General features: G+C 50.7%; 11 protein-coding genes and 1 other annotated feature (1 of these 12 only partly in view). Of the genes, 1 reads left to right on the plus strand and 10 read right to left on the minus strand.

The annotated features are described in order from the left end of the window. Positions 1–91 precede the first annotated feature (91 nt). The 8 genes from K6T23_RS15650 to zapA form a co-directional block, all read right to left on the minus strand. Complete coding sequence (locus K6T23_RS15650) at positions 92–862, minus strand: enoyl-CoA hydratase (RefSeq protein WP_056535000.1); 771 nt, start codon at positions 860–862, stop codon at positions 92–94. 2 nt (positions 863–864) lie between these two features. Beyond that, positions 865–1,470 (minus strand): fatty acid metabolism transcriptional regulator FadR, encoded by a 606-nt coding sequence (locus tag K6T23_RS15655; protein ID WP_056538360.1) that lies wholly within the window; start codon positions 1,468–1,470, stop codon positions 865–867. 133 nt (positions 1,471–1,603) lie between these two features. Then, entirely contained in the window at positions 1,604–3,301 is a 1,698-nt protein-coding gene (locus K6T23_RS15660) for an AMP-binding protein (protein ID WP_420493478.1), read from the minus strand. 290 nt (positions 3,302–3,591) lie between these two features. Further along, a complete protein-coding gene (locus K6T23_RS15665; RefSeq protein WP_056534996.1) occupies positions 3,592–3,999 on the minus strand; it encodes a DUF350 domain-containing protein in 408 nt (135 codons plus the stop codon). A 24-nt stretch (positions 4,000–4,023) separates the two neighbouring features. Beyond that, positions 4,024–6,378, minus strand: coding sequence for an endonuclease MutS2 (locus K6T23_RS15670; protein ID WP_238281681.1), 2,355 nt, complete (start codon positions 6,376–6,378; stop codon positions 4,024–4,026). Positions 6,379–6,393: 15 nt separating this feature from the next. After that, positions 6,394–8,127 carry a DNA polymerase/3'-5' exonuclease PolX gene (gene polX / locus K6T23_RS15675; RefSeq protein WP_420493479.1) on the minus strand — a complete coding sequence of 578 codons (1,734 nt, stop codon included), beginning with the start codon at positions 8,125–8,127 and terminating at the stop codon, positions 6,394–6,396. 105 nt (positions 8,128–8,232) lie between these two features. Continuing rightward, the gene (locus K6T23_RS15680; protein ID WP_053426387.1) at positions 8,233–8,772 is read right to left on the minus strand and encodes a CvpA family protein; all 540 of its coding nucleotides are present in this window, start codon (positions 8,770–8,772) and stop codon (positions 8,233–8,235) included. Positions 8,773–8,779: 7 nt separating this feature from the next. Beyond that, positions 8,780–9,040, minus strand: a complete 261-nt coding sequence (gene zapA, locus K6T23_RS15685; protein ID WP_048006300.1) for a cell division protein ZapA — start codon at positions 9,038–9,040, stop codon at positions 8,780–8,782. Between the two features lie 128 nt (positions 9,041–9,168). On the opposite strand from zapA, the gene rnhC reads away from it, so the two are divergent. After that, positions 9,169–10,092, plus strand: a complete 924-nt coding sequence (gene rnhC / locus K6T23_RS15690) for a ribonuclease HIII (protein ID WP_238281684.1) — start codon at positions 9,169–9,171, stop codon at positions 10,090–10,092. Positions 10,093–10,810: 718 nt separating this feature from the next. Here the strand turns inward: rnhC and pheT are convergent. Both pheT and pheS read right to left on the minus strand, forming a co-directional pair. Then, a complete protein-coding gene (pheT, locus tag K6T23_RS15695; protein ID WP_238281686.1) occupies positions 10,811–13,222 on the minus strand; it encodes a phenylalanine--tRNA ligase subunit beta in 2,412 nt (803 codons plus the stop codon). A gap of 45 nt (positions 13,223–13,267) precedes the next feature. After that, positions 13,268–14,305: a phenylalanine--tRNA ligase subunit alpha gene (gene pheS / locus K6T23_RS15700; protein ID WP_048006304.1), complete on the minus strand. Its 1,038-nt coding sequence runs from the start codon at positions 14,303–14,305 to the stop codon at positions 13,268–13,270. Positions 14,306–14,379: 74 nt separating this feature from the next. Further along, positions 14,380–14,453: a binding site (T-box leader), on the minus strand (it continues 159 nt past the right edge of the window).

A 14,453-nucleotide genomic window follows, 5' to 3' on the forward strand; every position in this document is an offset into this window, starting at 1 on the left:
AACAATGTTTTAAATACAGCATCTCTTAGGAAGATTCGGACAATTACGTTCCGAAGAATGGATAGCGGATGTACACCCGCTATCCTGGAACCTACCCTTTGAAATGGGGTTCGCGTTTTTCAATGAAGGCTGATATCCCTTCCTTGGCATCCTCTGAGACGAAGATTTCACCGAACATATCGGCTTCACGTTTCACGCCTGCATAGAATCGGTCATCTTTTGTGTAGCTGAGCAATTCGATAGCAGCCTTCATGGCCACGGGACTCTTCTTGGCGATTTTTGCCGCAAGCTCCGAAGCCTTTTCAAAAAGCTCCTCTTCAGGATACGCTTTATTGGCAAGGCCCCATTGTACCGCTTCGACACCAGAGATCGGCTCACTTGTCAGGAGCATCTCCGCTGCCTTGGCGCGTCCTACGAATTTAGGCAGACGCTGTGAACCGGCGAAACCTGGCACAAGGCCGAGCTGTAGTTCAGGAAGGCCGAGCTTTGCGTTTTCACTCACAAGACGGATGTGACATCCCATGGCGAGCTCGAGTCCGCCTCCCAGTGCAGCGCCGTGAATGGCGGCAATGATCGGTTTCGGGAAGTTTTCCATGCGCTCGAACACTTCCTGCCCCCGTCCGGCAAGCTTCGAGAACTCCTCTCCGGTCTCGATGGTGGTGAATTCCTTGATATCGGCTCCCGCAGAGAAGAATCGACCTTCTCCCTTCAAGAGGATGACCCGGACGTCCCGGTTCCCCTCAAGCTCATTCAATAGAGCATCTATTTCAGAAATGAGCCCGCTTGCCAACGCATTGGCAGGGGGTCTCTGAATGAGCACGGATGCTACATTCCCTTCCAGTGTCCACGAAAGATTCTCCATTTTCATCCCCCTAAACTGATTGTGTTCCTGCCGCCGCATCCTTGAAGCAGCAGCTTGTGGATGGTGGGTACCTGGGCCGTCAGATCATATTTCTGTTCATTCATCACCCAGGTGGTGACCATTTCATCCAGCGTTCCGAAGATCATCTGCCGTGCAAGCCTTACATCGAGATCTGCTGAAAATTCACCTGACTCCACTCCGCTGACCAGGATGGTATCGATCAGCTTCAGGTATCCTTTCAGGACATCATTGATCTTGAGGCGAATCTCCTTATTGGATTGTCGAAGCTCCAGCTGCGTCACGATGGCGAGGTGATGATCATCCGACAGGATCTTACAATGATTTTCAATCATTACTAATAATTTCTCTGAAACTGTCTGTTTTCCTGCAATAACTTCCTCGATTTTATCCACGAACAGGCTCATCTTTTCTTTGAAGAGGGAAATCAGGATGTCTTCTTTGTTTTTGAAATAAAGATAGATCGTCCCGTCTGCCACTCCTGCCTGCTTGGCAATCTTGGAAACCTGCGCCTGATGGTAGCCGTTTTCTGCAATCACAATGACCGCGGCATCGATGATCTGTTTATATTTTGGTTTATTTCGCTTCATAGGTTTTTGACCTGCCTTATAGAATAATGAATGACCATTCATTCATGTTTCTATATTATAAGGTTCTCCTGTGATTGTCAACAGCCTGTACCATCCGCCAACAAAAAAGAAGGAAGGATTCTCCTTCAATAGTTTAACTTAATTTCTCCTCTTCTTCCAGCTTGACGCGTTCTTCTTCCACCAGCGCCCTGCGGAGGATCTTTCCGACAGCTGTTTTCGGCAGCTCTTTCCTGAATTCATAAATCCTCGGGACCTTATATGCGGCAAGATATTTCCTCGCATACACGTTGAGCTCTTCTTCTGTCAGGGACGCACCTTCCTTGAGGACCACATATGCTTTTACGGTTTCGCCCCGATAGGCATCAGGCACTCCGGCTGCGACGACCTCCTGGATGGCAGGGTGTTCGTACAGGACTTCTTCGATTTCCCGCGGGTAAATATTGAAGCCTCCGGCAATGATCATATCCTTCTTGCGATCCACTACGAAAAAGTATCCGCGTTCATCCATGTAGCCGACGTCTCCCGTAAGGAGCCAACCATCCTTCAGCGTCTGCTCAGTTTCTTCAGGTCGATTCCAGTATCCTTTCATCACCTGCGGACCCTTCACTGCAATCTCACCGATTTCATTCGGCGGCAACGTTTCCCCTGTTTCCATGGACAGGATGACACTGTCGGTATTCGGCCAAGGGACGCCAATGCTCCCCTTCACCCTCTCTTTATCCCACAGGAAGTTGGAGTGCGTGACCGGTGATGACTCCGTCAAGCCATATCCTTCGACCAGCTTTCCTCCTGTTATCGCTTCGAACTGCTGCTGCACCTCGACGGGGAGCGATGCACTTCCGCTGATGCATGAATCGATGGAGGAGAGATCGTACTTCTTGAGATCCGGATGATTCAACAATCCGATATAGATTGTCGGAGCTCCGGGAAACAGGGTCGGCTTCTGCTTTTGGATCGTCTTGAGGGTCGTGGTGGCATCGAATTTCGGGAGGAGGATGAGGGTATACCCCTGCATGATGGATAGCACCATGACGGCTGTCATCCCATAGACATGGAAGAATGGGAGGATGCCCAGGACCCGTTCTTCACCCTTCCGGCACTTATAAAGCCAGATATCGCACATGGACGCATTGGCCACCAGATTTTGATGGGTGAGCATGACCCCTTTCGGGAACCCCGTCGTCCCTCCCGTATACTGAAGGAGAGCAAGGTCTTCTGCAAAATCAAACCCCTCCGGTTCCGCAAGTCCTCCTGCGCTTCTCTTCATGATATCCGTATAGAGATGGATGGTTTCCGACGGCTCCACTTTCACGACGATGCCGTACTGCTTCTTTTGGATGAATGGATAAATCAGGTTTTTGGGGAAGGGGAGACAATCCTTGATAGCGGTTACAATTATATGTTCAAGCTCGGTTTCCTTCATCACCTTCGTGACCCGCGGATAAAGGATATCCAGGGTGAGCATCACCTTGGCACCCGAATCCTTCATTTGATACTCGATCTCCCGTTCCATATAAAGTGGATTCGTCTGCACGACGACTCCTCCAGCATAGAGGATGCCGTAGTAGGCAACGACCGACTGCGGCGTGTTGGGAAGCATGATGGCCACACGATCTCCTTTTTCGATCCCGAGCCCCTGGAGATAAGAGCCGAATTTGAGTGCCGCTTCGTGCACCTCACTATAGCTCAATTCCTTGCCCATGAAATGGATTGCCGTTTTCCCACCATATTTCTCCGCCGCATCAGTCAGATAGCTCTGAAGCGGTTTCTCCACCAGCGAAAACTCCCTTGGAATCTGCTCGGGGTATTCAGTGAGCCAGGGTTTGTTCATACTGATCCCTCCCGTCTAATTGTTTGAAAATTTATTCTATTCCCATTATAAAACATCAGGACTTCAGATACAATTTGTATTCGATTCCCAGTCCTTCTTTTAGCCTATGGTCATCCTCCCTTGTTAGGAGTCATCCCATATAAAAAAGACTGTCACCACTACTGTATGACAGTCTTCCTTTCAATATTAAGGCGGTCAAGCAAAGAAAACCATATAAATGATACCCACCACGATGAATCCTCCGCAAAGGACCAATAATACTTTCGCCAGTTTCTCCATATTCCCTCTCCTTATGAAATTCCTGCGCCGATGACATAGGATAGTCCGACGGAAATGACGAGGGAAATGAATCCTACAGCGCGGTTATCATTGGCTATTTCTTCATCGATCTTGAATCTAGGTGTCAGGAACTCAAAGATGAAGTACCCGATCAGCAGGAGGGAAAAGCCGTAGACACCCCATCCGATCGTCGTGATGATCGTATCATTATGATCGATGGAATGACTGAAGATATTGGCAATCCCGAAGATCTTCCCTCCGGTAGCCATACCCACAGCAAGATTCCCCTTCTTGATTTCTTCCCAGTTCTTATACTTCGTGACAAGTTCAAAGACCGCCAGGAAAAGAACAAGGCAGAGGATGACGACGCTGTAGTTCGCAGCGGTCTTCACCAACACATTCTCCCAGATTTTCTCCACTAGGAATCCCCCTTCTCTCCTCTACTACTTGAATTCGATGACCGTTACCCCGGTGCCGCCTTCACTGGCATCACCGAATCGTGCCTTTTTGACGGCACGATGATTCTTCAGGTATTCCTGGACGCCCTGCCGAAGGGCACCGGTGCCCTTCCCATGGATGATGGAAACCCTCGGATAGCCTGCTAGGAGAGCATCATCGATGTATTTATCGACACGGGCCAAAGCATTTTCATAGCGTTCGCCCCTGAGATCGAGTTCAAGATTCACATGGAAGTCCTTTCCCTTCACCGTAGAAAGAGGCTTGGTTTCCACCTTCTGCTGGGATTGGATGAATTCAAGATCGGATTCCTTCACTTTCATCTTCATGATCCCCATCTGGACCTGCCATTCTTTATTGGATACCTTCTCAACGAGATGGCCTTTTTGATCGAAGCTTAGGACTTTCACTTCATCTCCCGGTTGCAATGTGCGTTCCGTCGATTGTTTTTTCGGTTTCGACGACTGAGGCAGGTTCGGCGCTGCTTCCTCGAGATGTTTTTTCGCCTGGATGAGCTGGTGCTCCTTGATCCCGGATGAGCTTTCTTTCTGCATCCTTCTCAGGTCGCGGATCACTTCTTCCGCCTCCGCTTTCGCTTTGTCGACGACTTCGGATGCTTTTTTCTGTGCTTTTTCATAAAGGGAGTCCTTCTTCTCGTAGTACTCCATCATCTGTTTCTGCATGTCTTTGTGCATTTTCTCCGCTTGCCTCAAGAGCTCATGCGCTTCTTCAAGCTCGCGCTCACCCTGCCTGCGATTGTCTTCGAGGGAAGCAATCATGTTCTCGACTTCCTTGCTGTCGGTCCCGATATGGGATTTGGCACGCGTGATGACGCGTTCGGATAGTCCCAGGCGCTCGGAGATCTCGAATGCATTACTCCGTCCCGGTACCCCGATCAAGAGTCGGTAGGTCGGGCTCAGTGTTTCGACGTCGAACTCGACGCTTGCATTCACGACGCCTTCACGGTTATAGCCATATGCCTTCAGTTCTGGATAATGCGTCGTTGCGACCACTCTCGCTCCGGTTGCGTGGACTTCATCAAGGATGGAGATGGCAAGTGCCGCCCCTTCCTGGGGATCGGTCCCCGCCCCGAGCTCATCAAAGAGGACAAGGCTGTCGAAATCGACTTTATCGAGGATCCCGACGATGTTCACCATATGGGAGGAGAATGTACTCAAGCTCTGTTCGATGGACTGCTCATCCCCGATATCGGCATACACGGTCTTGAAGACCCCTACCTCGGAACCATCCAGCGCCGGGATCGGAAGGCCTGCCTGTGCCATGAGGGTCGTCAAACCGAGTGTTTTCAAGGTGACGGTTTTCCCCCCAGTATTCGGTCCGGTGATGACAATCGCAGAGAAATCATCCCCGAGCTCTATATCGTTGGCCACGGCGTCATCCATTGGCAAAAGTGGGTGGCGGGCTTTGTTCAGTTTGACACGCTTATCCTGATTGACAACCGGTTTCGTCCCCTTGATGGAACGACCGAACTTCGCCTTGGTGAACATGAAGTCCACATCGGTCAGGACCGATACGATGTAGAAAAGTTCACTTGAGAATTCATGCACCTTTTCCGTCATGGCCAGCAGGATCTTTTCAATCTCGGTCTGCTCTTTCAATTTCAACTCCCTGAGTTGGTTATTGAGCTGCACGATGGCCTCAGGCTCAATGAAGAGGGTCTGACCGGAGGAACTCTGATCATGGATGATGCCGCCATAATGGCCGCGATACTCCTGCTTCACTGGGATGACGTAGCGATCGTTCCGGATGGTGATGATGGCATCCGACAGCATCTTCTGGGCATTAGAGGAACGGATCATCCGCTCAAGCTTCTCCCTGATCCTTCCTTCATTTGCTCTGAGCTGGGTGCGGATGTTACGTAGGGAATCACTGGCAGAATCGAGTATGCCTCCGTTTTCGTCCACCACCTGACGGATTTCCTGCTCAAGGTGTGGGAGCGGTGTGACGGATTCCATCTTCTCCTGCAGGAGTGGGATTTCCACTTCCTCTTCCTTCAGTTCTTCAACGAAGCGCGTCAGCTTACGGCTTGCACGGATTGTGCTCGCCACCTGCACAAGTTCGGCGGGAGAGAGCATGCCACCGATCTGGGCACGCTTCACATGGGGCCTGATATCGAAGATCCCTCCGAGTGGGGCGTGCCCCTTGAGGCGGAGGATCGTCATGGCTTCATCCGTTTCTTCATGGAGGGCCAGGATTTCGTCATAGTCCACGGATGGTGTCAGGGCGGTCACCTTGGCAAGGCCCAGTGCAGATGCCGCATATTCTTTCAGTAGTTCTTTGATCTTATCAAACTCTAATGTTTTCAGTACTTTGGAATTCACGATACTCCACCTTTATCATTTGTTTCGTTTCAGGAACTTCATGAGTTCGTCTGTATCTTTCGTATTGAGGACCGAATCGGTTTTGATCCATCCTTTTCGCGCAGTCGAGACGCCGATCCCCATGGACTCAAGGTGGTCATGGCTGTGTGCGTCCGTATTGATGACCAGGGGAACACCGCGTTCCTGAGCTTTTCGCACATGTTCTGCCGACAGATCGAGCCTATTCGGGTTTGCATTGAGCTCCAGTGCGGTTCCGGTTTCTGCCGCAAGGTCGATCAGGGCATCCATGTCGACGGCATATCCTTCCCTTCGGCCGATGATCCTGCCCGTAGGATGGGCGATGAAGTCCACATGGGGGTTCTCCAGTGCCGTTTTCAACCGGTCCATGATTTTGTCTTGTGACTGTGAGAAGCTCGAATGGATCGATGCGATGACCACGTCAAGCTGACTCAGGACGTCGTCGTCATAATCGAGCGTCCCGTCAGGCAGGATGTCCATCTCGATTCCCGCAAGCACCTCGATATCATCATAGCGCTTATTGATTTCTTTAATTTCTTGAATCTGTTTCAGCAATCGTTCTTTACTGAGGCCATTGGCTACCCGCAAGTATTGGGAATGGTCCGTGATGGCCATATAGGCATACCCTTTTGCCCGGCAGGCTTCCACCATCTCTTCAATGGAGTAAGCGCCGTCGGACCAGGTGGTATGCATATGAAGGTCTCCTTTGATGGCTTCAAGGGAAATCAATGGGTAGTCTTTCGTGAACCCTTCAACCTCGCGGCCGTCTTCCCTGAGTTCAGGCGGGATGAAAGGGAGACCGAAGTGATCGTAGAACTCTTCTTCCGTTTCAAACGTCGTCACTTCACCCGTTTCAGCGTTCTCCACCCCGTATTCGCTGATCTTCTCTCCACGCTCTTTCGCAAGCTGTCGCATCCGGACGTTGTGATCTTTCGAACCCGTGAAATGATGGAGGGCCGTGGCGAATTCCTGCGGTTCGACAATCCTGAAATCGACGCTCACATCCCAGCTGTAACGGAGCGTCAATGATACTTTTGTGTCTCCCGCTGCAATGGTCTCCACGATACCGGGGAACTTCAGAAGGGCTTCCTTCACCTGTGACGGCTCATCAGTGGAGAGGATGAAATCAAGATCCTTGATGGTTTCGCGTCCCCTCCGCAGGCTGCCGGCACGGGAGTAGGTTCTGATGCTGTCCATATTGCCTAGGAAGGATTCGATCTCGACTGCCACTCCTTCCATGAAGCCGATGGGAAGGCGGTCCGGCCGCTTGCCAACCTGCTCGATGGCGGCGAGGATCTTCTCTTCCGTCTTTTTCCCGAAACCGGCCAGGGCCTGGACTTTTTCGTTCCGGCACGCTTCTTCCAGATCTTTGATTCCTTTCACGCCAAGCTCGCTGTACAGCTTCGCAATCTTCTTCCCACCTAGTCCGGGAAGTTGAAGAAGGGGAACGAGTCCGGGAGGAACCTGTTCCTCCAACTCTTCCAATACCGATGAAGAGCCCTCTTCCACGTATTCTTGGATGACCCCTGCCGTCCCTTTTCCTATTCCACTGATTTTTGTAAAATCATCTATTTCACTTAAGCTGCGATCATCATTTTCAAGAGCTGCAGCTGCTTTGCGATAAGCCGAGATTTTGAATGAGTTCTCGCCTTTGAGCTCCATATAGATAGCAATCTCTTCTAATAGTTTAATGATATCTTTTTTATTCACGTCAATCACCTTCTCCATCATGAAAATGGTTTCTCCACTCTCTATAGTAGCAAACTCCGCATCAAAAGAAAAAGACTGAATCCGGAACGGCATCGAATGCTTCGGTTCCTGGACCCAGTCCTGTTATCAAGCTGATTTCCCCATCCACCATGATTGAATCATATCGGAGAAGATCGGGGTGTTTTTGACCATGCCCTGTCCAAGGAAGGATCCTTGAATGGCTGACTGCACGGAATCCATTGGCAGGAGGGCCCCGATGAACAGCAGGATGAGCAGGATCAAATACGTTTCCGCAAATCCCAGCACTCCCCCGCCCAGTTTGTTCACCTGCTTCAAGATTGGAAGGTGGGCGACAAAATCAAGCATGGAGCCGATGATCTGAAGGATGATCCTCACTGCGATGAAAATGATGGTGAATGCGATCACCCGGTAGTAGGCGTCTTCCATATTCCCCGCCTGGAAGATCATCTTCAATGCCATCTGGTCGTCAAGATTCGGGTAAGGAATCCACAAAGTCAGCTTGGGAGCAAGCTGATCATAATACAAATATGCTACAATGAATGAAGCGATGAAACCGAATATATGTATCACCTGCAGGATGAATCCCCGTTTCAATCCGATGAGGAATCCAAAAAGCAGGAGTACGAGCAGTATGATATCCAACATAGTTACTTCAATCCTTTAATTGTTTGATTTGCCGTTCGAGGTCTTCGTACTTCTCTTGAAGTTTGATATAATCGTTCACGGCGTTCACGGCTGTCAGGACAGCAAGTCTTCCCGTGTCGAGATACGGGTTCGCAGAGTTGATTTCTCTCATTTTGTCATCCACTTTGGAGCAGACGAAGCGGATCGTATCAGGCGCCTCTGTCCCGACGATCGTATAATGCTGACCATATATATCCACGGTAATGCGATTTTTTTCTGCTTCAGACAATCCGAAAGACCCCCGTTCACTTAAAAATTCTACACACTATCATACCATGTACCTGTTGAGAATGGTAGAACATTGTCATATGAACTCATTTCCATCGTACCATACTTGTAAAGAAGGAGAGATCCGTTTTGGCCAATACCGTCATTCAAACGACATCTGATCAGATACATAAAATGAAAGAACACTATTCTTCCGTCCTCACAGGCAAGGTGCCACCCGGTGCAGTATTCTCTGCCAAGCCTGCAGGATGCACCGTCACGGCCTATAAATCGGGAAAAGTCCTCTTCCAAGGGTCCCGGGGCGAAGAGGAAGCATCACGCTGGGGATCGAAGGTTGCTCCTAAAGTAAAGAAGATCGACAAAAAGACCACCACCCTTCCCGAAGACTTTGCTTCGTGGTCGGTGATCGGATCGGATGAAGTCGGGACCGGGGATTTCTTCGGACCGATCACGGTTGTCAGCGCCTATGTAAAACGGGAGCATCTCGAACTCGTGAAGGAACTTGGTGTCCAGGACTCCAAAAACCTGACGGACGAGACGATCAAGCGCATCGCCAAGGACCTGATCCAGACGATTCCTTACAGTCTCCTCATCCTTCATAACCCGAAATACAATGAGCTGCAGGAAAGCGGGATGACCCAAGGGAAGATCAAAGCCCTGCTTCACAATAAAGCGATCCTGAATCTGATGGACAAAATCTCCCCCGAACAGCCGGAAGGGATCCTGATCGATCAGTTTGTGGAAAAAAATACGTACTACAAACATATTGCTTCACAGAAAAAGATCCAGCGGGACCGGGTTTACTTCAGTACGAAGGGTGAAGGCATGCATCTGTCCGTCGCGGCAGCATCGATCATAGCCCGCTATGCGTTCCTGAAGGAGATGGACAAGCTGAGTGAGAAGGCCGGCGTGACGATCCCGAAGGGTGCCGGAAGCGCCGTTGATATCGCTGCGGCCAAGATCATCAAGCGCAGGGGTGTTGACTCCCTGAAGAATATGACTAAGTGGCATTTTGCCAATAGTGATAAGGCAATCAAGATTTCGAGGAAGTAGAGGGAGGTGTCATCCTTTTGGGATGGCATCTTTTTTTGTTGATTGTTTCTATATAACAGATCACTCAATATACGAAGAAAGATCCACTTTAAAAAGGGTCCGTGCCTCTCCGCTCCAGGCAGCCGCTTTCCACGGGGCGTGCAGTGAGCCGCTTTGGCAGGCCTGCAGGGTCTCACCCTGCCCGCTTTTCCCGTTGGAGTCGGCTGCCTTCCGCTCCGGGGGATTTTCGGATAGAAGTAGTCCGTTATATGCAATTTAAAATGCCTGTATCATGATGTATTTTCACCAGATGCTCTTCGGAAGGAAAGTGGCCCATATAATATGACTTACATTCGTAATGATCTCTTGAGCTCTTTTACTTACTCGATCTTCAGGAAAAAAGCACAGGAGAGGTAAAGTGCTTCATTTCTTTCTTGGTTGTCAGTTTGGGTAGATAGATATCATTATCGCCATTTATGTCTTTATCCACTTCCTGCATACTGACATGAGACAGCCTTCCCATGTATTGAGATGTTTTGCAGATGAAAGATTTGATGGAGGACAAAGGGCAGGAGGATTTCTTTCATCATCCTGAGTTCTCTCGACTGTTCCTGTAAGAAAAACGAGAGGATTAATAGTGAATCGCTCCGCAATGGGATCATGCATGATCATGTAAGAGATAAGTCTAGTGGAAAAGCCAAAAAAAGATGCCGGAACCACTCCCGGCATCTTTCTTTATTTATCCCCTAAGTTCCGCTCCGGCTTTCGCTTTGACGGCTTCTAAGACTTTGTTATGGACTTTCACGACTTCTTCATCGGTCAGGGTTTTGGCCGGGTCGAAGTATTTGAGGGAGAAGGCCAGGGATTTCTTGCCTGGTTCCATATGCTCTCCTTCATAAAGGTCGAAGACGGAGACTTCTTTGAGAAGTTTTCCTCCTGCTTCTTTGATGATGGCTTGAACGTCTCCTGCTTTCACATCCTGTGTGACGACGAGGGCGATATCCCTCGTGATCGATGGATGACGCGGGATCGGTGAGTAGCCGAGTGGTGCTTTATCATATCCGAATACCGGTGCGGCCTTCAGTTCGAATACGTAGGTTGCGTCGAGATCAAGGTCTTTTTCCACTTCCGGATGGGTGGCACCGACGAAACCGATGACTTCATCGTTCAAGAGGATTTCCGCTGTCCGTCCTGGGTGTAATCCATCGATGACGGCTTGACGGTAGCTGATGGCATCAGATACGCCAAGGTTCTCGAACATTCCTTCGAGGATCCCTTTTGCCACGTAGAAGTCAACAGGCTTCTTCTCACCCTGCCAAAGATGCGAATGCCACAGACCGGCAAGGGCCCCTGCAATGTGCTCCTCTTCCCGTGGAAGTTCTTCCCCTTCGTTCAGGAACACGGCTCCGACTTCATAGAACGCGAGGCTGTCGTTTTGACGGGCCTTATTGTACGAAATGACTTCAAGAAGCTGCGGGACGATGCTCAGGCGCAGGTTGCTCCGTTCTTCACTCATCGGCATGAGGAGGCGGACCGGCTCTTTCACATCAAGTGCGTATTGAGTCGCTTTCTTGTCGTTCGTCAGGGAGTAAGTGATCGCCTGAAGGAGACCTGCTCCTTCCAGGTAGCGGCGGACAGCGCGACGTTTCGCCTGATATGGGCTTAAACCTCCTGCTGTGGATGCCCCTTGAGGAAGGGTCATCGGGATGTGGTCATAGCCGTAGAGGCGTGCCACTTCTTCCAATAGATCTTCCTGAATCGTGATGTCGCCTCTTCTTGTCGGAGCCGTCACGTGGAAGGTATCACCGCTTACTTCAACAGGGAATCCGAGACGTCGGAAGATGCTTTCCACTTCCTCAGCGGTGATGGCTGTTCCGAGTGAAGCGTTGATCTTCTCAAGGGTGATGGATACGCGGGCCGGGTGGACGGTCATTTCATCAAAGAGGACCGTGCCTTCGAGGACTTCTCCTCCGGCATACTCAGCCATGAGCTCGGCGGCACGTTCTCCCGCTTTCAGGACGCGCTCGGGATCGACGCCTTTTTCATAACGTGTGCTCGCTTCACTGCGGAGCCCGTGATGCTTGGAAGCCCCCCTCACAATGGCGCCTGTGAAATACGCTGCTTCCAATAGGACGGTGGTGGTGTCCTGCTGGACTTCAGAGTCTGCTCCGCCCATGACGCCGGCGAGGGCGACTGGTGCCTTGCCATTCGTGATGACAAGTTGATCATCAGACAGTGTGCGCTCCGTATCATCGAGTGTCACGATCTTCTCGCCATTATGCGCACGGCGGACGACGACTTCTTTTGATCCGAATCGGTCATAGTCGAAGGCATGAAGTGGCTGACCGTACTCAAGGAGTACGTAGTTCGTGATGTCGACGACATTATTATGCGGTCGGATGCCCGCTGCCATGAGGGCGTGCTGCATCCATGCTGGTGATGGGCCGATCTTCACGTTCTTGATGATCATTGCTCCGTACAGTGGATTGTCATCTTTCGCTTCCACGCGGACAGACACGTAGTCTGACGCTTTCTCGCCGGACCCGCTTACGGAGGGTTCCGGAAGCTTCACATCACGGTCAAGGATGGCTGCCACTTCGTAGGCAACACCAAGCATGCTCAAGCAATCCGAGCGGTTCGGGGTGAGTCCGAGTTCAAGGATGGAATCATCCAAGCTCAAGCGCTCCACTGCATCGGCTCCGACTTCTTCACTTTCAGGGAATACATAGATCCCGTCAGCATGCTCCTTCGGGACAAGCTTGCTTTCCACGCCGAGCTCTTGAAGGGAACAAATCATCCCTTGGGAAACCTCTCCGCGGAGCTTCGCTTTCTTGATCTTGAAATTGCCGGGAAGGACAGCGCCTACCTTGGCAACGGCCACTTTTTGGCCTTTGGCGACATTCGGTGCCCCGCAAATGATCTGAACGGGTTCTTCTTCTCCGACATCCACGGTGCAGATATTCAGTTTATCCGCATCGGGATGCTGTTCGCATGTGAGGACATGGCCGACGACGACACCCTTGATGCCGTCCCCGATCCGCTCCACTCCTTCTACCTCGATCCCGCTGCGGGTGATCTTTTCGGCAAGTTCTTCAGGTGTGACACCTGACAGGTCCACGTAGTTTTCCAGCCATTTATATGAAACGTACATTCTTGTACCTCCTATCGATTTGTCCGGTGCGTCATGCGCCCCCGTTTATTCCTTCTCGCTGAACTGTTTGAGGAAACGCGTATCGTTCGTGTAATAGTGACGGATATCATCGATTCCGTACTTCAGCATGGCAATCCGTTCAGGTCCCATCCCGAAGGCGAACCCTGAGTACTTGCTTGAATCGAATCCGGCCATTTCCAGTACATTCGGATGGACCATTCCAGCACCGAGGATCTCGATCCAGCCGGTCCCTTTACATACGCGACATCCTTCACCGCCACAGATCTTACAGCTGATATCCATTTCGACGGAAGGCTCCGTGAATGGGAAGAAGCTTGGACGTAGTCGGATTTCCCGGTCTTCCCCGAACATCTTCTTGGCAAATACATTCAACGTTCCTTTAAGGTCACTCATGCGGATGTGTTCATCGACGACAAGCCCTTCGATCTGTGTGAACTGATGGGAATGGGTCGCATCATCGGTGTCGCGGCGATACACTTTCCCAGGGCAGATGATCTTGATCGGTCCTTTTCCATCTGCCATCTCCATCGTCCTTGCCTGTACAGGGGACGTATGGGTGCGGAGGAGCGTTTCTTCCGAGATATAGAATGAATCCTGCATATCCCGGGCCGGGTGTCCTTTCGGCAGGTTAAGCGCTTCGAAGTTGTAGTAGTCCTTCTCCACTTCGGGACCTTCGGCAATCGTATAGCCCATACCGATGAACAGATCTTCGATTTCCTCGACGATCATGGTAAGGGGATGGTGATTCCCGCTTTTCACAGGGCGTCCTGGGAGGGTCACGTCGATTGTTTCCGATTGGAGCTTCTTCTCCACTGCTTCCTTCTCAAGGATGGCCTGCTTCGCTTCGATGGTCTCGGTGATGGCTCCGCGGACCTCATTGGCGAGGGCACCCATTTTCGGACGCTCTTCTGCAGAGAGTTTCCCCATGCCTTTCAGCGCTTCTGTCACGGGGCCTTTTTTGCCGAGATAGGCAACGCGCACATCATTCAGCGCTTTTAAATCCTGTGCTTCATTTACTTTTTCGATTGCTTCCTGTTGAAGGGATCGTAATGTTTCCTCCATGGAACATCCTCCTTTTTATCTTGCGGTCTCAGTGGACCGGTCCTTTTTTGACCAAATAAAAAAACCCCATCCCGGAAAGGGACGAGGTTTGATCGCGGTACCACCCTTATAAGCAGGCAGCGTTCGCCCACTCACTTCATTCGGATAA

This window comes from Rossellomorea marisflavi (assembly GCF_022170785.1).
Lineage (GTDB): Bacteria > Bacillota > Bacilli > Bacillales > Bacillaceae_B > Rossellomorea > Rossellomorea marisflavi_B.